This is a genomic window from Pseudomonas sp. McL0111, from assembly GCF_052567255.1.
On sequence record NZ_CP199585.1, the window covers coordinates 5,886,513 to 5,909,413 of the forward strand.

20 protein-coding genes are annotated in these 22,901 nt (G+C 58.6%); 8 read left to right on the forward strand and 12 right to left on the reverse strand.

Going from position 1 to position 22,901, the window contains the following annotated elements; genetic code table 11:
• Positions 1-12: 12 nt before the first annotated feature.
• Positions 13-777 carry a uroporphyrinogen-III C-methyltransferase gene (gene cobA, locus ACTWLJ_RS26390; protein ID WP_445179100.1) on the forward strand — a complete coding sequence of 255 codons (765 nt, stop codon included), beginning with the start codon at positions 13-15 and terminating at the stop codon, positions 775-777.
• Positions 778-852: 75 nt separating this feature from the next.
• On the opposite strand, the gene ACTWLJ_RS26395 is transcribed toward cobA, so the two are convergent.
• From ACTWLJ_RS26395 to ppsA, 8 genes are all read right to left on the reverse strand, one after another.
• Entirely contained in the window at positions 853-1,902 is a 1,050-nt protein-coding gene (locus ACTWLJ_RS26395) for an OmpA family protein (RefSeq protein ID WP_445179101.1), read from the reverse strand.
• 107 nt (positions 1,903-2,009) lie between these two features.
• Positions 2,010-2,600, reverse strand: a complete 591-nt coding sequence (sigX, locus tag ACTWLJ_RS26400; protein WP_401216009.1) for an RNA polymerase sigma factor SigX — start codon at positions 2,598-2,600, stop codon at positions 2,010-2,012.
• A 90-nt stretch (positions 2,601-2,690) separates the two neighbouring features.
• On the reverse strand, positions 2,691-3,515 hold the full coding sequence (locus ACTWLJ_RS26405; protein ID WP_064116923.1) for a mechanosensitive ion channel family protein: 825 nt from the start codon (positions 3,513-3,515) through the stop codon (positions 2,691-2,693).
• 2 nt (positions 3,516-3,517) lie between these two features.
• A complete protein-coding gene (locus ACTWLJ_RS26410; RefSeq protein ID WP_075949122.1) occupies positions 3,518-3,766 on the reverse strand; it encodes a CrfX protein in 249 nt (82 codons plus the stop codon).
• Positions 3,767-3,829: 63 nt separating this feature from the next.
• On the reverse strand, positions 3,830-4,825 hold the full coding sequence (locus ACTWLJ_RS26415; protein WP_445179102.1) for a zinc transporter ZntB: 996 nt from the start codon (positions 4,823-4,825) through the stop codon (positions 3,830-3,832).
• A gap of 25 nt (positions 4,826-4,850) precedes the next feature.
• The gene (gene rraA / locus ACTWLJ_RS26420) at positions 4,851-5,342 is read right to left on the reverse strand and encodes a ribonuclease E activity regulator RraA (protein ID WP_445179103.1); all 492 of its coding nucleotides are present in this window, start codon (positions 5,340-5,342) and stop codon (positions 4,851-4,853) included.
• Between the two features lie 226 nt (positions 5,343-5,568).
• Entirely contained in the window at positions 5,569-6,558 is a 990-nt protein-coding gene (locus ACTWLJ_RS26425; protein WP_445179104.1) for an alpha/beta fold hydrolase, read from the reverse strand.
• A gap of 188 nt (positions 6,559-6,746) precedes the next feature.
• Positions 6,747-9,122 carry a phosphoenolpyruvate synthase gene (gene ppsA, locus ACTWLJ_RS26430; protein WP_401216001.1) on the reverse strand — a complete coding sequence of 792 codons (2,376 nt, stop codon included), beginning with the start codon at positions 9,120-9,122 and terminating at the stop codon, positions 6,747-6,749.
• Between the two features lie 174 nt (positions 9,123-9,296).
• Between ppsA and ppsR the strand changes: the two genes are divergently transcribed.
• From ppsR to ACTWLJ_RS26445, 3 genes are all read left to right on the forward strand, one after another.
• Positions 9,297-10,115 (forward strand): posphoenolpyruvate synthetase regulatory kinase/phosphorylase PpsR, encoded by an 819-nt coding sequence (gene ppsR, locus ACTWLJ_RS26435; RefSeq protein ID WP_016773826.1) that lies wholly within the window; start codon positions 9,297-9,299, stop codon positions 10,113-10,115.
• 59 nt (positions 10,116-10,174) lie between these two features.
• A complete protein-coding gene (locus ACTWLJ_RS26440; RefSeq protein ID WP_445179105.1) occupies positions 10,175-10,333 on the forward strand; it encodes a hypothetical protein in 159 nt (52 codons plus the stop codon).
• Between the two features lie 138 nt (positions 10,334-10,471).
• On the forward strand, positions 10,472-10,615 hold the full coding sequence (locus ACTWLJ_RS26445; RefSeq protein WP_445179106.1) for a hypothetical protein: 144 nt from the start codon (positions 10,472-10,474) through the stop codon (positions 10,613-10,615).
• A 114-nt stretch (positions 10,616-10,729) separates the two neighbouring features.
• On the opposite strand, the gene ACTWLJ_RS26450 is transcribed toward ACTWLJ_RS26445, so the two are convergent.
• A complete protein-coding gene (locus tag ACTWLJ_RS26450; RefSeq protein ID WP_445179107.1) occupies positions 10,730-12,139 on the reverse strand; it encodes an aminotransferase-like domain-containing protein in 1,410 nt (469 codons plus the stop codon).
• A gap of 90 nt (positions 12,140-12,229) precedes the next feature.
• Here ACTWLJ_RS26450 and ACTWLJ_RS26455 point away from each other — a divergent pair, with 90 nt between their 5' ends.
• The 4 genes from ACTWLJ_RS26455 (at position 12,230) to ACTWLJ_RS26470 (ending at position 17,310) form a co-directional block, all read left to right on the forward strand.
• Entirely contained in the window at positions 12,230-13,150 is a 921-nt protein-coding gene (locus ACTWLJ_RS26455) for a DMT family transporter (RefSeq protein WP_401215993.1), read from the forward strand.
• Positions 13,151-13,214: 64 nt separating this feature from the next.
• Entirely contained in the window at positions 13,215-13,943 is a 729-nt protein-coding gene (locus tag ACTWLJ_RS26460; protein ID WP_445179108.1) for an alanyl-tRNA editing protein, read from the forward strand.
• Positions 13,944-14,227: 284 nt separating this feature from the next.
• A complete protein-coding gene (locus ACTWLJ_RS26465) occupies positions 14,228-15,973 on the forward strand; it encodes an ABC transporter permease (RefSeq protein ID WP_445179109.1) in 1,746 nt (581 codons plus the stop codon).
• A gap of 14 nt (positions 15,974-15,987) precedes the next feature.
• Positions 15,988-17,310 (forward strand): ABC transporter ATP-binding protein, encoded by a 1,323-nt coding sequence (locus ACTWLJ_RS26470; RefSeq protein WP_401215987.1) that lies wholly within the window; start codon positions 15,988-15,990, stop codon positions 17,308-17,310.
• A 23-nt stretch (positions 17,311-17,333) separates the two neighbouring features.
• Here the strand turns inward: ACTWLJ_RS26470 and prpD are convergent, their stop codons facing one another.
• From prpD to acnD, 3 genes are all read right to left on the reverse strand, one after another.
• The gene (prpD, locus tag ACTWLJ_RS26475; RefSeq protein ID WP_445179110.1) at positions 17,334-18,818 is read right to left on the reverse strand and encodes a 2-methylcitrate dehydratase; all 1,485 of its coding nucleotides are present in this window, start codon (positions 18,816-18,818) and stop codon (positions 17,334-17,336) included.
• A gap of 186 nt (positions 18,819-19,004) precedes the next feature.
• Entirely contained in the window at positions 19,005-20,195 is a 1,191-nt protein-coding gene (gene prpF, locus ACTWLJ_RS26480) for a 2-methylaconitate cis-trans isomerase PrpF (RefSeq protein WP_445179111.1), read from the reverse strand.
• 53 nt (positions 20,196-20,248) lie between these two features.
• On the reverse strand, positions 20,249-22,843 hold the full coding sequence (acnD, locus tag ACTWLJ_RS26485) for a Fe/S-dependent 2-methylisocitrate dehydratase AcnD (RefSeq protein WP_445179112.1): 2,595 nt from the start codon (positions 22,841-22,843) through the stop codon (positions 20,249-20,251).
• Positions 22,844-22,901: the final 58 nt, after the last annotated feature.

Sequence of the window (22,901 nt, forward strand, 5' to 3'; positions counted from 1 at the left end):
GAGGAAAACACCATGAACGCAAAAGTCTGGCTGGTCGGTGCGGGTCCAGGCGACCCGGAACTGCTGACACTCAAAGCCGTGCGCGCCCTGCGTGAAGCGGATGTGGTGCTGATTGATGATCTGGTCAATGACGCCGTGCTGGAGCATTGCCCGACTGCGCGAATCATCGCGGTCGGCAAACGCGGCGGTTGCCGCTCGACGCCCCAGGCTTTTATCCACCGATTGATGCTGCGTTACGCCCGTCACGGCAAATGCGTGGTGCGCCTCAAGGGCGGCGATCCGTGCATTTTCGGTCGCGGTGGCGAAGAGGCACAGTGGTTGCGCGAGCGCGGAGTTGAAGTGGAACTGGTCAATGGCATTACTGCCGGGCTGGCGGGGGCGACGCAATGCGCTATCCCGTTGACGCTGCGTGGCGTGGCACGCGGGGTGACGCTGGTCACCGCGCACACGCAAGATGACAGCCAGTTGAATTGGCAGGCGCTGGCACAAGGCGGGACGACACTGGTGATTTACATGGGCGTGGCAAAACTCAGCGAAATTCGCGAACAGCTTTTGGCAGGAGGAATGCGGGCGGATACGCCGGTGGCGATGATCGAAAATGCTTCGTTGCCGCAGCAACGTGAGTGTCGGAGTGATCTGACGGCCATGGAGGAAGATGCCCACGACTTTGAACTGAAAAGTCCTGCAATTCTGGTGATCGGCGCAGTGGCAGCCGCTGCAACTCAATCCCTGGGGGAACGTGGCTTGCCCTCGGTGACGGCAGACCTGTCGGCATAAACCTTCCAAACCTCATCAAATCGCAGACAAAGAAAAGCCCGGCCTAAGCCGGGCTTTTCTCAGAGCGGCAGCTAATTACTTAGCTTGAGCTTCAACCTGCGCTTCTACGCGACGGTTTACAGCACGGCCTGCTTCAGTTTTGTTGTCAGCAACTGGGCGGGATTCGCCGTAGCCGATCGACTGAACGCGGGACGACTCAACACCGTACTGGTTGGTCAGAACTTGCTTAACGGCGTTTGCACGACGCTCAGACAGTTTCTGGTTGTAAGCGTCAGGACCGACGGAGTCAGTGTGACCTTCAACAGTGGTGTGAGTGGCTGGGTACTGCTTCATGAAGTCAGCCAGGTTCTTGATGTCAGCGTAGCTGTTAGGCTTAACGACCGACTTGTCGAAGTCGAACTTAACGTCCAGCTCAACACGAACAACTTCAGCAACTGCTGGGCAGCCATCAGCGTCAACAGTTACGTTTGCTGGGGTGTCCGGGCACTTGTCAACGTTGTCGCAAACGCCATCGTTGTCGCTGTCGGAGCAGACTTCAGCTGGTGCTGGAACTGGAGCAGCAGCAGGCTTGTTGCCGCCACCGAAGTTCACACCCAGGCCAACAACTGGAGCGTAGTTCCAGCGACCGTTGTCCAGTTTGTAGTCAGCATCTACACCAGCACGGGCGTAGAAGTTTTCAGCGAAGTAGTACTTAACGCCAGCGCCAGCAGTCAGGTAGGTCGACTGATCGCGACCGCTGTGGCCATCTTCGGCTACGTTGGTCAGGCTACCGTGCTTAACACCACCGGAAACGTAAGGACGCAGAGCGTCGCCAGCGTTGTTGAAGTGGTACTGAGCGTTCAGGCCGAAGTTGTCACCGTGCAGTTTCTGGCTGCCGGTACCGTCGTTCGAACGGGTGTGGTTGTTCTTGTCGTAAGTCAGGTTCAACGACACGTCGTCGGTCAAGAAGTAACCGATAGAGGCGCCTGGGTTGAAGCCGTCTTCGACGTGATTGACGCTGTCGTTGTACTGCTTCTTGTAGAACAGTTCGCCTTCAACTGCGCCTTGGCCTTGTGCCAGAGCGCCGAACGAAGTGGCGGCAATCAGAGAACCAATGGCCAAGCCCAAGGTGTTTTTCAGTTTCATCCGTTAAATCCCCATCTGGTGATTGTGAAGCAGTCCCGCAAACCGGGGGACAACTCGGCGGCAAGTCTATCAGAACTTGCCTACACGTAAGAGATATTTGCGCTGAACTAAGTTTCAGCAATGCCTGCAAATTTCTCACGCAATTTATCTAGAGCACGTTTGTACCGCATTTTTGTCGCACTCAAACCCATGTGCATTATGTCTGCGATCTCCTGAAACTCCAGCTCTGCGACAAATCGTAGCACCAGAATTTCTCGGTCAATCGGGTTCACATACACCAGCCAGCGATCGAGTCCGCCCTTCTCATCCGGCTTCGGCGCCTTTTCTTCAGACGCTTCTTCCAGCGGGTCAAGACTCAATGCGTCCATCAAGCGACGCTTTCGCCGTTCCTTCCGATACTGTGTGATGCATTCGTTGTAAGTGATGCTGTATAGCCATGTCTTGAACTTCGATTTCCCCTCGAAGTTCTTCAAGCCATACAACACCTTCAACATCACTTCCTGACAGACATCGTCTGCGTCGCGATCGTTCCCAAGATATCTCGCACAGACGTTAAATAATGTTCGCTGGTAACGCCGCATCAATTCTTCATAGGCGCGCGTCACGTGAAAAAGCTCGGTATGCGAGCGCGCGACCAACTCCTCATCAGAGAGCTCGCGGGGGTCGTAGCGCGTGGATAGCGTATGGGCTTTATTCAAAACAAGTCGTGCCGACAGTCAGGTCAATGTCCGCCACAACCAGCATCAGCTGGCATTTTGCGGCGGCATACATTAGCAGGGTTTGCCGGATTAGCGGCTACTCACATGCTGTTCCAGCAGGATCCGATTGGAAAGTGAGACTAGCTCACCCTCATCAGTCAGCAATGTGGTTTTAACCGTGCCGATCTCTTCGATCTGGCCTTCGACCTCGCCAACACGCACTTGTTGCCCAACCTGATACAACTCACGCACATAGATTCCCGCAAGAATCTGACCGGCAATTTCCCGGCTTCCCAAACCCATGGCCAGTGCAACAGCCAGACCAACGGTAATCAAAACAATGACAATCACATGGTTCAGCAGGTCAGTCTTGACCTCGAGCTGACTGATCGCAACCGAGAGGCTGATGATAATCACCAGGCCCTGAGCGATACGCCCCAACCCCGAAGCGTAGTCCAGGCCTACGCCTTCTGCCGCCCCGCGCACCAGCCCGTTGGCCAGTTGCGCGAGCAAAACACCTACCAGCAACACCAGCGCGGCGCCGAATACTTTCGGCAAATACAGCGCCAACATATCAAGCGTAGCTGAGACTCGCTCAAGTCCAAGGGATTCTGCTGCAGAAACCAAAAATATCAGCAGAACGAACCAATAGACAATCTTTCCGATCAGGGTGGAAATCGGAACCTGCAGCCCCGCACGCGACATCAATTTGGTCAGCCCGGTGCCGCCCATCAGGCGATCAAGACCGAGTTTGGCGAGCAATTTCGACAACAAAGTGTCGAGCAGCTTGGCCACAACAAAACCCAACAGCAGCACAACCAGTGCGCCGAACAGGTTAGGGATGAAATTCGCTACCTTGGTCCACAACGCAGTCATTGCAGTGACGAGGCTCTGAGTCCAGAGATCAAGTTCCATATTCAATCAGCCTTATCAGCAGTGCGAGCGGTAGGTTTACGAAGACGGGAAACCGGCGAGACATGGGCCGATCCGTTATTCAGGGCGATCATCAGCGCGGGCAGCCAGCGGCCCAGCAGGCTGAACAGATCACCAGCGCCGACCTGGCGGTTGGCGGTTTTGAGAACGCGGCCCAGGCATGCGTCGTCGTCGCGGGTGGACGGCGAGGCGTTGAGCATGTCGCGCAAAGACTGTTCAAACGGATCGTGCATACGCACCTCTCGTGATGTCTGTGAAAGACGCGGGCAAATTTGGTCGGGTCACATGCGGCATGTTCAAACCCAGCGCAAACGGCGGAACAACCACCATTGTCCGATGGCCACCGAGACCATCAGCAGGCACGCGACAAGGAAGCCATATGGGCTTCCCGAGAGCGGAATTCCACCGACATTGATACCCAGCAGACCGGTGAGAAAACTCATCGGCAGGAAGATCCCGGTGATGATGCCGAACCGGTACATCGTGCGATTCATGCGCACGCTCAAACGCCGGTCTTCGGCCTCCAGCACAAGCCCCACGCGCTCCCGGGTCAATTCCAGCTCTTCGAGATAACGGGTCAGGCTGTTGTTCAATTCGTTCCAGTAGTCGGCATCGTCATCGACAAACCAGGGCAGTTTTATCCGCGTCAGCTGGCCGAAAATATCCCGCTGCGGTGCCAGGAAACGTTTCAGCCCGGCAGCTCTGCGACGGATGTGCAAAGTGGCTCCGTGCTCGGGAGTATACCGTTCGTCGGCATCCATCTTTTCTTCTTCCTCATCGGCGATTTCCGAGAGGCAAGTGACCAGATCCTGCACTTTATTAGTGAGGAACTGCGCCAGATAAAGGATGAGTTCGGAGGCCGTTTTCGGCCCCTTGCCTTCGCCCAGCATCGCCAGCAACTCATCGGTGGCGCGCAATGGACGCAAACGCAGGGAAATCACCCGTTGAGCAGAAGCGAAGATCCGTACCGAAACCATGTCTTCCGGCTCGGCACCGGGATTGAGGTTGACCCCGCGCAAAAACAGCAGCAACTCGGAATCCGGCAGCGGCAACAAACGCGGACGGGTGTTTTCCTCCAGCAGCAGGTCGCAGGTGAATTCGTTGAGCCCGCTGGATTTGCGCAGCCAGGTCTGGGTTTGCGGATGACTGCGATCCCAATGCAGCCACAGACTCTCATGGGCCTGTAGCTGCAAATCGTCGAGTTCAGTCCGGGCTATCGAACGCGCGCCGCCTTTACCGTCCAGCACCAGGGCATGCACCAGCCCCCATTGCGCGTTTTCTTCCTCGAACATCCTCACCCCTTTGGTTTGCCGCTATTTATTCAGGCATCGTCAGCGGACTCGGCGAAATGATCACGCCGTTGTTGTCCGCATAGATGTAGTGGCCCGGATGGAATGTCACACCGGCGAAGGTCACGGCAACGTTGAGATCGCCGATACCGCGTTTTTCGGTCTTCATCGGGTGACTGGCCAGCGCCTGCACACCGAGATCGGTCTGGGCGATGACATCGACGTCACGGATGCAACCGTAGATCACCAGCCCTTCCCAACCGTTTTTCGCGGCTTTCTCGGCCAGCATGTCACCCAGCAGCGCACGACGCAGAGAACCGCCGCCATCGACCACCAGCACCTTGCCGTCGCCCTTAAGGTCGACCTGTTCCTTGACCAGCGAGTTGTCTTCGAAACATTTGATGGTCACGATTTCGCCGCCGAAAGAATCACGGCCACCGAAATTGCTGAACATCGGTTCCAGCACCTGCACCAGCTCCGGATAGGCGTCGCACAGGTCAGGCGTAAGGTAATGGTTCATCGATAAACTCCTGTAACAAGGAAGACGATCAAGGATGTCGCACTCTTTTGAAACGAGCTCCGGCGGTCGCTGTTTACCTTAGTTCATGCAATGGTCGCTGAACGAACCTGAACACAAGCTGAAACGTAATAGCTAAACAGCCACCAAATGTGACCAGAACCGATCAATGCGTCATATCTTAGCCGCATGCCGATCTGAACGAAATGCCCTTTTCAGAGCCTTCGGTTCAAATCGCTGCGGCCAGACCGGGCTTCTCTCCCGGCAACGGCGTGTGCTGATCCTGCAGCCAGCGCGCCACCAACGGCCAGACTTCGGCCTGCGCCGCTTTGCTCACCAGCATTTCGACATGACCAAAGTTGTCACTGAAGCCCTGCTCGCGCCCCAGATTGATGAATTGCTTGTGCTCGGAACCGATCTGCTCGAACAGTTTGCGACAGGCCCATGCAGGGTCCTGGTGATCACCTGCCGCCGTCACGGCCAGCACCGGCACCTGAACGTCGGCCAGACCCGCCCACCAATCCTTGTCCTTGTCGCCAAAACGGCCGAACAAGCCGTACCAGCGCATGCTTTCGATTGCCAGACCGATGGGCTCATCTTCAGGGCCGCGCTTGAGGCGTGAGCCGGACAGTTGCGCAAAGCGCTTGAGCAGGAAGCGCCCGCTCCACTCCACTGGCGGAATCTTCAACGGCCAGTAAGTGCGGCTGACTTGCGTACCGAAAAACGCTGCCGACGCTACGGCAGGTTCACCGAGGTATTCGCCACCGAGCGCCGCCGCCAGGGTGATACCGCCCAGCGAGTGGCCGATCCAGTGCGGCACCTGACCACTTTGCTCGCGCACGAACGCGGCGATTGCCGGCAGGTCGTAACGGGCGTAATCGGCCACACGGTTTTTGCGGTAGTTCTCGTTGCGCTGCGACAGGCCGTGGCCGCGCATTTCCGCAATCCACACATCGAAGCCCAGTCGCGCCAGATAAGCGCCGAGCCCAAGGCCTTTTGGCGAATACCAGAAGCGCCGATTGGAAAAACTGCCGTGCAACAGAATCACCGGCACGCCGCGCACTGTCGATTCATCGGCCATGCCCAAACGGGTGACGGCGATTTCCACGGACCAGTCCGGGCTGTTGCCGGGTTTCAATCGATAGACGTCTTCGCTCAGATCACCGCGACGTTCGGCGCTGATCAGGGCGACAGGAAATAGGTTGCTGCTGCTTTGCATAATGCTCTTGCACAAAAAAGGGCGGCATCCGAAGGCGCTCGCCCTGTTTGAAACACTAAAAGAACCAATCAATGTAGGAGCGAGCCTGCTCGCGATAGCGGTACATCCGTCGACATCGATAGTGGATGTCAGTCCGCTTCGCGAGCAAGCTCACTCCTACATAAAGGAGCGGCCCGTTCACATACTCATCAAGCCTGCGCTTGGCCTTCAGCGAGGAAGAACCAGGTTTCCAGCACGGAGTCCGGGTTCAGCGACACGCTTTCGATGCCCTGTTCCATCAGCCATTTGGCCAGGTCCGGGTGATCCGAAGGGCCCTGACCGCAGATGCCGATGTACTTGCCGGCCTTGTTGCACGCCTGAATCGCGTTGGCCAACAGCTTCTTCACTGCCGGATTACGCTCATCGAACAGGTGCGCGATGATCCCGGAGTCACGGTCCAGACCCAATGTCAGCTGGGTCAGGTCGTTGGAACCGATCGAGAAACCGTCGAAGAACTCGAGGAATTCTTCAGCCAGGATCGCGTTGGATGGCAGTTCGCACATCATGATCACGCGCAGACCGTTGTCGCCACGGGCCAGACCGTTTTCGGCCAGCAGATCGACCACTTGGCTGGCTTCGCCCAAGGTGCGCACGAATGGCACCATGATTTCGACGTTGGTCAGGCCCATCTCGTTGCGCACACGTTTCAGCGCGCGGCATTCGAGCTCGAAGCAGTCACGGAACGATTCGCTGATGTAACGCGAAGCGCCACGGAAGCCCAGCATCGGGTTTTCTTCTTCCGGCTCGTACAGTTTGCCGCCGATCAGGTTGGCGTATTCGTTGGACTTGAAGTCCGACAGACGCACGATGACCTTCTTCGGCGCGAACGCCGCGGCCAGGGTGCTGATGCCTTCAACCAGTTTTTCGACATAGAAGCCGACCGGATCGTCGTAACCGGCGATGCGCTTGTCGACGCTGTCCTTGATTTCCTGCGGCAGACCGTCGTAGTTCAACAGCGCTTTCGGGTGGACGCCAATCATGCGGTTGATGATGAATTCCAGACGGGCCAGGCCCACACCGGCGTTCGGCAGTTGCGCGAAGTCGAAGGCGCGGTCCGGGTTGCCGACGTTCATCATGATCTTGAACGGCAGATCCGGCATGGCATCGACGGAGTTTTTCTTGATGTCGAAGCCCAGTTCGCCTTCGAAGATGTAACCGGTATCGCCTTCGGCGCAGGACACAGTCACGCCCTGGCCATCCTTGAGCAGTTGGGTGGCGTTGCCGCAACCCACCACTGCCGGAATTCCCAGTTCGCGAGCGATGATCGCCGCGTGGCAGGTACGACCGCCACGGTTGGTAACGATTGCGCTGGCGCGCTTCATCACCGGTTCCCAGTCCGGGTCGGTCATGTCGGAAACCAGAACGTCGCCCGGCTGGACTTTGTCCATCTCCGACACGTCCTTGATGATGCGAACCTTGCCCGCGCCGATGCGCTGGCCGATGGCGCGACCTTCAACCAGCACGGTGCCGGTTTCTTTCAACAGGTAACGTTCCATGACGTTGGCCTGGGTGCGGCTTTTCACGGTTTCCGGGCGGGCCTGGACGATGTACAGCTTGCCGTCGTCACCGTCCTTGGCCCACTCGATGTCCATCGGGCACTGGTAGTGCTTTTCGATGATCATCGCTTGCTTGGCCAGTTCGCTGACTTCGGCGTCGCTCAGGCAGAAACGTGCGCGATCAGCCTTGTCGACATCGACAGTCTTCACCGAACGACCAGCCTTGGCCTCGTCGCCGTAGATCATCTTGATTGCTTTGCTGCCCAGGTTGCGACGCAGAATTGCCGGGCGACCGGCTTCCAGCGTGCCTTTATGGACATAGAACTCATCCGGGTTCACCGCGCCTTGTACGACGGTTTCGCCCAGACCGTAGGCGCCGGTGATGAACACCACGTCACGGAAACCGGATTCGGTATCGAGGGTGAACATCACGCCGGCAGTGCCGGTTTCCGAACGCACCATGCGCTGCACGCCAGCCGACAGGGCGACCAGTTTGTGGTCGAAGCCCTGGTGCACGCGGTAGGAAATGGCACGGTCGTTGAACAGCGAGGCGAACACCTCTTTGGCGGCGCGGATAACGTTTTCCACGCCACGGATGTTCAGGAAGGTTTCCTGCTGGCCGGCAAACGATGCGTCCGGCAAGTCTTCGGCGGTAGCCGAAGAACGCACGGCCACGGCCACGTCAGGATTGCCGGCGGACAGCGCGGCGAACGCGGTGCGGATTTCGGCATTCAGTTTTTCAGGGAATTCGGCTTCCATGATCCATTGACGGATCTTGGCGCCAGTCTTGGCCAGCGCGTTGACGTCATCGACGTCCAGGGCGTCGAGCGCATCGTGGATCTGCTGGTTCAACCCGCTCAGTTCGAGGAAGTCGCGATAAGCCTGAGCAGTCGTGGCGAAGCCACCGGGCACCGAAACGCCGGCGCCAGCCAGGTTGCTGATCATCTCGCCCAGGGATGCGTTCTTGCCCCCCACATGCTCAACATCGTGTTTGCCGAGCTTATCGAGGGAAACTACGTACTCTACCAAGGTGATCTCTCCACTAACTGTGTTGGAAAAGCTCAGAAACCGGCTGCTCGGGGGAGCGTTGGCCGGCTGTATGGCCTGGACCTGGAAAATAAGTGAGAATGCGGGCCAATCGCGGCCGACAAATCGCGCCTATCATATCCAGAAATTCTCATTAGCTTAAGGCCCAAGGTGCAAATGAAACGATCTGCTTTCTTTATCTCCGATGGCACCGGCATTACTGCCGAAACCCTGGGTCAAAGCCTCCTGGCGCAGTTCGAAAACATTACCTTCAGCAAATTCACGCGCCCGTACATCGACAGCGTGGAAAAAGCGCGGGCCATGGTACAACAAATCAACAAAGCCGCCGAAACCGACGGCTTCCGCCCGATTATCTTTGACACCATCGTCAATCAGGACATTCGTGAGATTCTCGCGACGTCCAATGGTTTCATGATCGACATCTTCTCGACGTTCCTCGCCCCGCTTGAACAGGAACTGACCGAGCATTCTTCCTACACCGTCGGCAAGTCGCATTCGATCGGGCACAACTCCAATTACATGGAGCGTATCGAGGCGGTTAACTTCGCCCTCGACAACGATGACGGCGCCCGCACGCACTATTACGACAAGGCCGACCTGATCCTAGTGGGCGTGTCGCGATGCGGCAAGACGCCGACGTGCCTGTACATGGCGATGCAATTCGGCATCCGTGCGGCCAATTATCCGTTGACCGAAGACGACATGGAACGCCTGACCTTGCCCACCGCCCTGCGCGCCCATCAGCACAAACTGTTCGGCCTGACCATCGACCCGGACCGCCTCACCGCAATCCGCAACGAGCGCAAGCCCAACAGCCGCTATTCGAGCTACGCCCAGTGCGAATTCGAAGTGCGCGAAGTGGAAAACCTGTTCCGCCGCGAGAATATTCCGCACATCAACTCCACGCATTTTTCGGTAGAAGAGATTTCGGCGAAGATCCTGGTGGAGAAAGGCGTAGAGCGGCGCTTCAAATAGATGTGTATTGCCTGATCTGACGCCATCGCTGGCAAGCCAGTCTCCCACAGGGTTTTGTTGTGAATGCAGAATTGCAGACAACCAAAAAACCTGTGGAAGAAGTGGATTGCCTGATCTGGCGCCATCGCTGGCAAGCCAGGCTCCCACAGGGTTTTGTTGTGAATGCAGAATTGCAGACAACCAAAAAACCTGTGGAGGAAGTGGATTGCCTGATCTGACGCCATCGCTGGCAAGCCAGGCTCCCACAGGGTTTTGTTGTGAATGCAGAATTGCAGACAACCGAAAAACCTGTGGAAGAAGTGGATTGCCTGATCTGACGCCATCGCTGGCAAGCCAGGCTCCCACAGGGTTTTGTTGTGAATGCAGAACTGCAGACAACCAAAAAATCTGTGGAAGAAGTGGATTGCCTGATCTGGCGCCATCGCTGGCAAGCCAGGCTCCCACAGGGTTTTGTTGTGAATGCAGAATTGCAGACAACCGAAAACCTGTGGAAGAAGTGAATTGCCTGATCTGACGCCATCGCTGGCAAGCTATGCTCCCACAGGGTTTGTTGTGAATGCAGAATTGCAGACAACCGAAAGACCTGTGGGAGCTGGCTTGCCAGCGATGAACGATCACTCGGTCTGTGTCAGTGCCCGAGCAACAGCCTCAAACCCCGCCAACAATAACCCGTCATCCCCCGCCGCATTACACACACTCGCCCGAATGAACTGCGGCACCGCCGCATGCCCCACCGCGAATGCCTCGGCAGTCGCCACCAGATAGTTGTTCTCTTTCAATTCAGCGGCAATCTGCGAGGCCCGCCACGGCTCCGGCACTTCAATCCAGAAATGCGGACTGTGCATCTCAGCCCGGTAATTCAAGCCTTGCAGCACTCCCGCAACCAAGGCCTTGCGCCGTCCGATCTCACTGATCTGCTCGTCCAGCAAGCGCTCGGCCATGCCGTTTTCGATCCACTGGCTGGCCACCTCCATCGCCAACGGATTGGCCATCCAGCACGTTGCGCGAATGGCGGCGCTCAAGCGACCGATCAACGCCTGCGGAGCATGCAGATACCCCACACGCAAACCGGCGGACACGGCCTTGCTCAGGCTGCCGATCAATACCGAACGCTCCGGGGCGAAATAACTCAGCGGCAACGGACGCTGCCGAATCAGCACGGCATGCGCGTCGTCTTCGAGAATCAGCAGATTGTGCTGCCGGCAGACTTCGGCAATCGCCTCGCGGCGTGGGACCGACATCACCGCAGCCGTAGGATTCTGGATAGTCGGCGTGCAATACAGCGCCGACACCCGGTGCTGACGGCAGATGTCCTCCAGCGCTGACGGCAACAGCCCTTCGTCATCCATGGCGGCGCCGATCAGTTTTATCCCGAGCTGGCGTGCGACGCCGATCAGTCCGGGGTAGGACAAATGCTCGGTGACCACGCTATCGCCAGCCTTGAGCAAACCGGTCAATGTGCACAACAGACCATGCTGACCGCCGTTGACGCACAGCACCTGCTCGGCACTCGGTTCGAACTGCTGATGACGCAGCCAATGGGCACCTGCAGCCCGATGTCGGGCTAGGCCGGTTTCGGCGGTGTACCCGGTCAATTGCTGCAAGGTGCGCGAATCCTGCGCCAGCGCTTGCAGGCTCTGACTCATGAACGCAGCTTCCTGCCCGGGAATCGGCTGATTGCGGCTCATGTCAAAACACGCTTGCGGCTCATCGCTGACGTTGCGAAAGCCTTTGTCCTGCGGCCGTTCCATCCCGCGCTGACGCACATAAGTGCCGTCTCCTACTCGCGCCACGACCAATCCCACACGCTCCAACTCGCCATAGGCACGACTGATGGTGCCGATGGTCACACCCAGGCTATCTGCCAACAACCGGTGCGGCGGCAACTTGCATCCGGCCTCTATCACACCTGCGGCAATGGCCTTTTCGACGGCATCGGCGAGGCGTTTGTATTTCACCCCAACCCCACCGCTAAGGCCGTCGCGCAGGATTGACACCATGGCAATACTTACTTTGACAGTCATTCTCGCCCCGAATAGCGTGTTGAAAACAGGTTCAATCAGCAATAAGCCTTTTCACCGAACAGGTCAATTGCGTCGTACGGAGCAGAAATCATGTCGACCGCCATCAGTACGCCGTTAAGCAGCGCCAAACCCTGGCTCGCCGGGCTGATTACCAGCACATTGTTTCTGATCGTTTGCCTGAGCTGGGGCACAACCTGGCTGGGGATCAAGATTGCGGTCGAAAGTGTGCCGCCGCTGACCGCTGCGGGCCTGCGCTTTCTGATCGCGTTTCCGCTGTTCCTGAGTTTTGCGCTGCTGCGCAAGGAGCCGCTGCTGTTTCCACGCAAGAGCCGTTGGTTCTTCGTGTTCGTCACGCTGTCGTACTTCAGCCTGCCGTATTACCTGCTGAACTACGGCGAGATGCATGTTTCGTCCGGCCTCACCGCGCTGCTGTTCAGTTGCATGCCGGTGTTCATCCTGATTTTTTCCGCGTTGTTTCTGCGGGAGAAAATCTACCCGTCGCAGATGCTTGGCATCGCCATCGGCTTCGCCAGCCTGTTCATGATTATCCGTGGCCAGGGTTTGCATCTGGATCAGGCCGAATGGTTCGGCGTGCTGGCAATTCTCTGCGCGGCGGTGATGCATGCGCTGTGCTATGTGGTGACCAAGAAACATGGCAGCGCAATCAGCGTGATTACTTACAACACCCTGCCGATCGGCATTGCCGGTTTGATGTTGTTCGTAGTCGGCTTGGGCGTTGAGGCGCCGACTTTCACCGGCATCACCGCCCGCTCGTGGGGCGCCCTGCTCTACCTAGGACTGGTCGCATCGGTAGGCGGATTCATCGTGTATTTCATGTTGCTCAAACGCCTGAGCCCGGTGCTGCTGTCGTTCGTGTTCATCATTTTCCCGGTGTTCGCGGTGATCATCGGTGCCTGGTACGAGGGCACACAAATCACCCGCGACCTGATGCTGTATTCGGCAACCCTGCTCGCCGGTTTCGCGATCACCAAACTGCCGCACAAGCGCTGAATCCTCAACGTGAGCACGCGCTCACCGTTTACTGCAAAGCCACTTTTGAACATCGGAGGTTCAAATGTCTGTCCACACCATGGAAACCCTCACCCTGTTTAACAACGAACCCTATCGGCGCGCGTTCAGCGCCATGGTGATCGCGGTGGTGGAAAACGCCGTCGTCCTCGAACACACCCTGTTCTACCCGACCGGTGGCGGACAACCGGGTGATACCGGGCACTTCACGCTCGCGGATGGCACGCAGATCGAGGTGATCGGCACGGTGCGCGACCCGTTGCTGCCGTCGATCATCTGGCATCAAGTGCAGCAGTGTCCGCCGCACTTGTGCACCGGCGCGCTGATCAATGCCAGCCTGGATTGGGAGCGGCGTTATCAACACATGAAAATGCACACCTGCCTGCACCTGCTGGGCTCGATCATCGATGCGCCGGTCACCGGGTGCAGCATCAGCGCCGACAAGGGTCGACTGGACTTCGACCTGCCGGAAATGACCCTCGACAAGGACAGCATCACCCGCGATCTGAACGCGCTGATTGAACAGGGCAGTCCGGTGAATATCCTGTCGATGCCGGCTGCGGAATTGCCAACAGTGCTGGAAACAAACCCCGGCAAAACGGCGAGACCACCCGCCATTCATGGCGACTTGCGAATGGTTGAAGTCACCGGCGTCGACCTCCAGCCCTGCGGCGGCACCCATGTGCACAACACCCGGGAAATCGGCCGGGTGTATTGCGAGAAAATCGAGAAGAAGAGCAAGAGCAACCGCCGGGTGATCCTGCGTTTTGAATGAAGTCATGCGTATGCCTCGCATGAAAACTTCTTCACTCAAAACCGACACTCTCTTTATGCCTTTGTAACATTCCGAAATATACAATCCGCGCAAGCTGCGCATCCGGCCCCTGAGCCCGATGCGCCAGCCCTCCTGGCCCATTGAATTCTCTGGGCCCGCTGCACCTATTTCCCACTTGAACCTGTAGCGCGAGCCTCCACGCTCATTCTCGGTGGGTCACGCTCACAGAAGCTACGCTCAGACAGCCGCGCACCCCACTTAGAACACTGCTGGAATCACTGTTTATGAACAAAGTGTTCCGTCACTACATCCCAGCCTCGACGCGGCGCTTGCTGCCCAATCGCTGGGATTTGATCGCCATGCCGCTGGTGATCGGCTTTTTACTGTTTTTCTCGATTACCGCCCGCGAAACCTGGGCGCCGATTGCCACCCTGCAGAGTGAAGTGGTCTCACTGGACCCGGCCAATCTGCCGGAATACGCCATGCGCACGACTCTGCGCATGCTTGCGGCGATGGTTGCAGCACTGATATTCACCCTGCTTTACGGCACATTGGCCGCGAAAAGTCGCCGCGCCGAAAAACTGCTGGTGCCGGTACTGGACATTCTGCAATCGGTGCCCGTGCTGGGCTACATCTCGTTCACCGTGACCTTCTTTCTGCTGCTGTTTCCTGGCCGGGTACTGGGTGCGGAATTCGCCGCGATATTCGCCATTTTCACCAGTCAGGCCTGGAACATGACCTTCAGCTTCTACCAGTCGCTGCGCATGTTGCCGCTGGATCTGGTGGAAGTTTCGACCAACCTGCAATTGTCCGGCTGGCAGAAGTTCTGGAAGCTCGATGTGCCCTTCGCCATACCCGGACTGGTATGGAACATGATGATGAGCATGTCCGGCGGATGGTTCTTCGTGGTGGCATCCGAGGCGATCACCGTGGGCGACCAGACCATCACCCTGCCGGGGATTGGCTCGTACCTGGCATTGGCCATCGCGCAAAAAGACATGCATGCGGTGGGCTACGTCATTCTGACGATGGTCGTGGTCATCCTGATCTACGACCAGTTTCTGTTCCGCCCGCTGGTGGCCTGGGCCGACAAGTTCCGCATGGAAAACACCGCATCGCAAACCGCTGCGCCGGAATCATGGGTGCTGAATCTGGTTCAGCGCACCCGGATGATCCAGCGCATCCTGCGCCCCATCACCCGCGCCGTCGGCCGGCTCGGCAACCTGCGTTTGAGCCTGCCGCACTCCGCGCGCAAGGCCATCGCATCAGAAAGCCCGGCGACATCAAAGGCGATTGACAGGATCTGGGGTTCACTGATCGCAGTGCTGACCGCTTATGCGCTGTATCACATCGTGCTGTATGTCGGCACCGAAGTGACCCTCGGCGAAGTCGGACATGTCTTGCTTCTGGGGTTCTTCACCTTGCTGCGCGTGGCCGGGCTGATCCTCATCGCCTCGCTGATCTGGGTGCCGCTGGGCGTGATGATCGGTCTGCGACCGGCACTGGCGAACAAGATCCAGCCCTTGGCGCAGTTCCTCGCAGCCTTCCCGGCAAACCTGCTGTTCCCGGTGTTTGTCATCGTGATCCTGCGCTACCAGTTGAACCCTGATATCTGGCTGAGCCCGCTGATTGTGCTGGGTACGCAGTGGTACATCCTGTTCAACGTGATCGCCGGGGCCAGTGCCTTCCCCAATGATTACAAGGAAGCCGCCGCCAACTTCCGCATTCGCGGCTGGCTGTGGTGGTGCAAGGTCATGCTGCCGGGCATTTTCCCCTACTACGTGACTGGCGCAATCACCGCGTCGGGCGGCGCGTGGAACGCCAGCATCGTTTCCGAATTCGTTTCCTGGGGGCAGGACAAGGTCGTCGCCCATGGCTTGGGGGCCTATATCGCTGAAACCACCGCCGCCGGCGACTTTCCGAAAATCACCCTCGGCGTGGTGGTCATGTCGTTCTTTGTGGTGGCCTTCAATCGCTTGGTCTGGCGGCCGATGTACGCCTTGGCCGAAAACAAACTCCGTCTGAATTAACGGGATTCGATTTGATGAATACCTATACCGAACATGCTGCCAGCCCCAGCGAGATCTACTCGCTCACCGACGTGAACCGGGTGTTTGGCAAGGGCAAGGACGAGTTGCAAGTGCTCAGCGGGGTCAACCTGACCCTGCATGAAGGCGAAATCGTCGGCATGCTCGGCCGCTCCGGCTCGGGCAAATCCACCTTGTTGCGGATCATCGCCGGACTGATCCAGCCATCATCGGGTGACGTCCTTTACAACGGCAAACCGTTGAACGGCCCGGCCGAAGGTGTGGCGATGGTGTTCCAGACCTTCGCGCTGTTTCCCTGGCTGACCGTTCTGGAAAACGTCGAGGCCGGCCTGCAAGCCTTGCAAGTCGAACGCAAAGCCGCTCGCAAACGCGCCCTGGCGGCCATCGACCTGATCGGCCTGGATGGTTTCGAAAACGCCTACCCTCGTGAGTTGTCCGGCGGCATGCGTCAGCGCGTGGGGTTTGCCCGTGGGCTGGTGGTCAACCCGACCCTGTTGTTGATGGATGAACCGTTCTCGGCGCTCGACGTATTGACCGCCGAAACCTTGAGAAATGACTTGCTGGACTTATGGAGCGGCAAGCAACTGCCGATCAAATCCATCCTGATCGTGACCCACAACATCGAAGAAGCGGTGCTGATGTGCGACCGCATCCTAGTGCTGTCGTCCAATCCCGGGCGCGTGGTTGCGGAAATCAAGGTGCCTTTCCCGCACCCGCGCAACCGTCTCGATCCGGCCTTCCGGCAGATGGTCGATGATATTTATGCGCAGATGACCGACCGCCGCAGCGCGGATGCCAGCACCGGAAAACCCGAGTTGAAAATGAGCAGTCCGCTACCGGAAGTCTCGACCAACCTGATGGCGGGCCTGATCGAAACCCTGGCGGCCGCCCCCTACAACGGCCACGCCGGTCTGCCCACCGTCGCCGAGCGACGTCTGCTGGAAGTGGACGACCTGTTTCCGGTGGCGGAAATGCTCGAATACCTGGGTTTTGCTGAACTCAAAGGTGCCGACATCACCCTGACCGACGCCGGCAAACTGTTCGCCGACTACGGCACTCAGGAACGTAAAACCCTGTTTGCCGAACATCTGCTCCGGCACATTCCATTGGCCGCGCGCATCCGCCAGGTGTTGCTGGAGCGCAACGGCCATCGGGCACCACGGGTGCGTTTCGAGCAGGAACTGGAAGACTCAATGACCGAGGCGTTCGTCGAGAAAAACCTCGAATGCGTGGTGGCCTGGGGACGTTATGCGGAGATTTTCTCCTATGACGACCACACCGAAACGTTCAGCCTGGACGATGTCGAGGGCAGCATGTAACCCCGACAACGTCCGCTCGGGCCTCAGATAACAAACAGATCGACAAAGCGGTTCACCGCCGTCGCTTCAAGCGCTGCCTGATCCTTGCACAGAGCAAAGATTTCTCCGCTACGCTGCCCGGTGAAACGCGTTGCCAGATTCGCCCGGAACTTGTCTTCCAGCAATGGAATGCCCTCGGCACGACGGCGACGGTGGCCGATCGGGTATTCCACCACCACGTTCTCGGTGCTGCTGCCGTCCTTGAAAAACACCTGCACCGCGTTGGCAATCGAGCGCTTGTCGGCTTCCAGGTATTCACGGGTGTAACGCGGCTCTTCGACGATGAGCATTTTCTCGCGCAGCACATCGATGATCGGATGCGCCTTGTGGAAATCGTCTTCGTACTGCTCGGCCACCAGATTGCCGAACGCCAGCGGCACAGCGGTCATGTACTGGATGCAGTGATCGCGGTCGGCAGCATTGGCCAGCGGCCCGACCTTGGAAATGATGCGGATCGCCGATTCGTGTGTGGTGATGACGATCCGGTCGATTTCATGCAACCGATTGCGCACTTGCGGATGCAAGGTCACCGCCGCTTCACAAGCAGTTTGCGCGTGGAATTCAGCGGGGAAGCTGATCTTGAACAGGACGTTTTCCATCACGTAACTGCCGAACGGGCGCGAGAAACTGAAGACGCGTTTGCCTTCGGGTTTCAGTGCCAGATCGGCATTGGTGTGGCTGAACAACACTTCATAGAAACCCCACTGCTTTGCAGTCAGGACACCGGGAATACCCATCTCGCCACGCATCGCGATATCGGCCAATCGCACGCCGCGACTCGACGCATCGCCTGCCGCCCAGGATTTACGCGAACCGGCGTTTGGCGCATGGCGATAAGTGCGCAGTGCCTGACCGTCAGCGAACGCGTGGGACAGCGCTGACAGCAGTTGCTCGCGATTGGCGCCCATCAGTTTGGCGGTGACGGCGGTCGAGGCGACTTTCACCAGAATCACATGGTCGAGCCCGACTCGATTGAAAGAGTTTTCCAGGGCAATCACGCCTTGAATCTCGTGGGCCATGATCATCGCTTCGAGCACATCGCGAATCGTCAGCGGCGCTTCGCCGTTGGCCAGGCGTTTCTGCGACAGGTGATCGGCCACTGCGAGAATCCCGCCGAGATTATCCGAGGGATGGCCCCATTCGGCGGCGAGCCAGGTGTCGTTGTAGTCGAGCCAGCGGACGATGCAGCCAATGTCCCACGCAGCTTTCACCGGGTCGAGACGATAAGAGGTGCCGGGTACGCGTGCACCGAACGGCACGACGGTACCTTCGACAATCGGTCCCAGGTGTTTGGTGCATTCGGGAAAGCGCAGCGCCAGCAGGCCGCAGCCCAAGGTATCCATCAGGCAGTTGCGAGCGGTGTTCAGGGCTTCGGCAGATTCGATTTTGAAATTGAGGACGTAATCGGCGATGTCTTGCAGGACATGGTCGTAGTCGGGACGGTTGTTCAGGTCGACGTTGGCGCTCATGTTCGATTCACTCTTGAAGTGGTTCGTTGATGGGACCTCGGTTCAGGCGGGTGGCTTTTTATTATTGAAATGCAATCCCCTGTGGAAGCTAGCCTGCTAGCGATAGCGTTGTGTCAGTCGCCATCAATGTTGAATGTCTGGCAGCAATCGCCAGCAGGCTGGCTCCCACAGGGTTTGAGGCGTTACTTAAAAAGAATCGCCGGGGATTCGCACGTAACCTTCCATGAGGACGCGTGCACTGCGGCTCATGACGGCTTTTTTCACCACCCATTCGCCGTTTTCCAGGCTGGCTTCAGCGCCGACGCGCAAGGTGCCGGACGGATGGCCGAAGCGCACTGCGTTCCGCTCAACGCCGCCGGCTGCCAAATTAACCAGCGTCCCGGAAATCGCCGCCGCCGTGCCAATCGCCACCGCCGCAGTGCCCATCATCGCGTGGTGCAACTTGCCCATCGACAATGCCCGCACCAGCAAATCCACATCGCCCACGCCAATCGCCTTGCCGCTGGACGCCACGTAAGCCGCAGGCCTGGCCACAAATGCGACTTTCGGCGTGTGCTGCCGCTTGGCCGCTTCATCCAGACTGGAAATCAGGCCCATGCGCAACGCGCCGTAAGCGCGGATGGTTTCGAACATCTGCAACGCTTTCGGATCGCTGTTGATTGCGCCTTGCAGCTCGGTGCCGGTGTAGCCGATGTCTTCGGCGTTGACGAAAATCGTCGGAATCCCGGCATTGATCATGGTCACCTTGAAGGTGCCGACACCCGGTACTTCCAGCTCATCGATCAGGTTGCCGGTAGGAAACATCGAACCACCGCCGCCCTCTTCTTCCGCCGCCGGGTCCATGAACTCCACTTGCACTTCGGCGGCCGGAAAGGTCACGCCGTCGAGTTCGAAATCGCCGGTTTCCTGGACTTCACCGTTGGTGATCGGCACATGCGCGATGATGGTCTTGCCAATGTTGGCTTGCCACACGCGCACCACCGCCACACCGTTGTGCGGAACGCGACTGGCATCCACCAGACCGTTGCTGATGGCGAACGAACCGACCGCTGCCGACAGGTTGCCGCAGTTGCCGCTCCAGTCGACGAAAGGCTTGTCGATGGACACTTGACCGAACAGGTAATCAACGTCGTGATCAGCCTTGATGCTTTTCGACAGGATCACGGTTTTGCTGGTGCTGGAAGTGGCGCCGCCCATGCCGTCGATCTGCTTGTCATAGGGATCGGGGCTGCCGATTACCCGCAGCAGTAAAGCATCGCGGACCGGGCCGGGCACCTGAGCGACTCCAGGCAAATCCTGCAGGCAGAAGAACACGCCTTTACTGGTGCCGCCGCGCATGTAGGTGGCGGGGATTTTGATTTGTGGTGCGTGAGCCATGGTGCTCCTTACCGAAAGCATGGGACTTACAGTCCCATGCCCACATCAGTTGATTAAACGGCAACCGCCGACTCTTCGAGGAAGTCCTGAGCGAAACGCTGCAACACGCCGCCGGCCTCGTAGATCGACACTTCTTCAGCGGTATCGAGACGGCAAGTCACCGTCACCTCGACGCGCTCGCCGTTCTTGCGATGGATCACCAGCGTCAGGTCTGCGCGCGGTTTTCGCTCGCCGATCACGTCGTAGGTTTCGCTGCCATCGATCGCCAGGGTGTGACGGTCGGTGCCCGGTTTGAACTCCAGCGGCAACACGCCCATGCCTACCAGGTTGGTGCGGTGAATGCGTTCGAAACCTTCGGCGGCAATTGCTTCGACACCCGCCAGTCGCACGCCTTTGGCCGCCCAGTCGCGGGACGAACCCTGACCGTAATCGGCGCCGGCGATGATGATCAGTGGCTGTTTGCGTTCCATGTAGGTTTCGATGGCTTCCCACATGCGCATCACTTGGCCTTCCGGCTCGACACGGGCCAGCGAACCCTGTTTGACCTTGCCGTTTTCCACGACCATTTCGTTGAACAGCTTCGGGTTGGCGAAGGTCGCACGCTGCGCGGTCAAGTGGTCGCCACGGTGGGTCGCGTAGGAGTTGAAGTCCTCTTCCGGCAAGCCCATTTTCGCCAGGTATTCGCCAGCGGCGCTGTCGAGCATGATCGCGTTGGAAGGCGACAGGTGGTCGGTGGTGATGTTGTCCGGCAGCACCGCCAGCGGGCGCATGCCTTTGAGCGGACGCGCCCCGGCCAGCGCACCTTCCCAGTACGGCGGACGGCGGATGTAAGTGCTCATCTCGCGCCAGTCGTACAGCGGCGTGACTTTCGGGCCGGTGTCTTCATGGACGGCGAACATCGGAATGTAGACTTGGCGGAACTGCTCAGGCTTGACCGAAGATTTCACTACCGCGTCGATTTCTTCGTCGCTTGGCCAGATGTCTTTGAGGCGGATTTCCTTGCCATCGACCACGCCGAGCACGTCTTTCTCGATGTCAAAACGGATGGTACCGGCAATCGCATACGCGACCACCAACGGTGGCGAGGCGAGGAACGCTTGCTTGGCGTACGGGTGAATCCGGCCATCGAAGTTGCGGTTGCCCGACAGCACAGCGGTGGCGTACAGATCGCGGTCGATGATTTCCTGCTGGATCACTGGATCGAGCGCGCCGGACATGCCGTTGCAGGTGGTGCAGGCGAATGCGACGACGCCGAAACCGAGCTGCTCCAGCTCAGTGGTCAGCCCGGCTTCATCGAGGTACAGCGCCACGGTTTTCGAGCCCGGCGCCAGCGAGGATTTGACCCACGGCTTGCGGGTCAGACCGAGGCGGTTGGCATTGCGTGCAATCAGCCCGGCAGCGATCACGTTGCGCGGGTTGCTGGTGTTGGTGCAACTGGTGATGGCCGCGATGATCACTGCGCCGTCCGGCATTTGCCCCGGGACTTCGTCCCACTGGCCGGAGATGCCTTTGGCCGCGAGATCCGAGGTCGCAACGCGAGCGTGCGGGTTGCTCGGCCCAGCCATGTTGCGCACGACAGAAGACAGATCGAAGCTCAGGCCACGCTCGTATTGCGCGCCTTTGAGGCTGTCCGCCCACAGGCCGGTGAGTTTGGCGTACTGCTCGACGAGCTGCACTTGCTGGTCTTCACGGCCAGTGAGTTTCAGGTAGTCGATGGTCTGCTGATCGATGTAGAACATCGCGGCAGTGGCGCCGTATTCCGGGGCCATATTGGAGATGGTTGCGCGGTCGCCGAGGGTCAGCGCCGAAGCACCTTCGCCGAAGAACTCCAGCCATGCGCCAACCACTTTTTGCTTGCGCAGGTATTCGGTCAGCGCCAGCACCATGTCGGTGGCAGTGATGCCCGGTTGCAGTCTGCCAGTCAGTTCGACGCCGACGCTTTCCGGCAGGCGCATCCACGAGGCGCGGCCGAGCATCACGCTTTCAGCTTCGAGACCGCCGACGCCGATGGCGATCACGCCCAACGCGTCAACGTGCGGGGTGTGGCTGTCGGTGCCGACGCAGGTATCGGGGAACGCCACGCCGTCACGCACCTGGATCACCGGAGACATTTTCTCCAGGTTGATCTGGTGCATGATGCCGTTGCCCGGCGGGATCACATCAACGTTCTTGAAGGCCTTTTTGGTCCAGTTGATGAAGTGGAAACGGTCTTCGTTGCGACGGTCTTCGATGGCGCGGTTCTTCTCGAACGCCTGCTTGTCAAAACCGCCCGCCTCGACGGCCAGCGAGTGATCGACGATCAATTGCGTCGGTACCACCGGATTGACCTGCGCCGGGTCGCCGCCCTGCAAGGCAATCGCATCACGCAGACCGGCGAGGTCGACCAGCGCAGTCTGGCCAAGAATGTCGTGGCACACGACGCGGGCCGGGAACCACGGGAAGTCGAGGTCGCGTTTGCGTTCGATCAGTTGCTTCAGGGAAGCGGTGAGCGTGGCCGGGTCGCAGCGACGCACGAGGTTTTCCGCCAGCACGCGCGAGGTGTACGGCAGGGTGTCGTAGCTGCCGGGCTGAATCGCCTCGACGGCCGCACGGGCGTCGAAGTAGTTCAGCGGGCTGCCGGGCAACGGTTTACGGAATTCTGTGTTCATCGGGTCAGGACTCGGGGCACGGTAGTTTCAAAGGGTTGGCCAGACACTGACCTCGAAA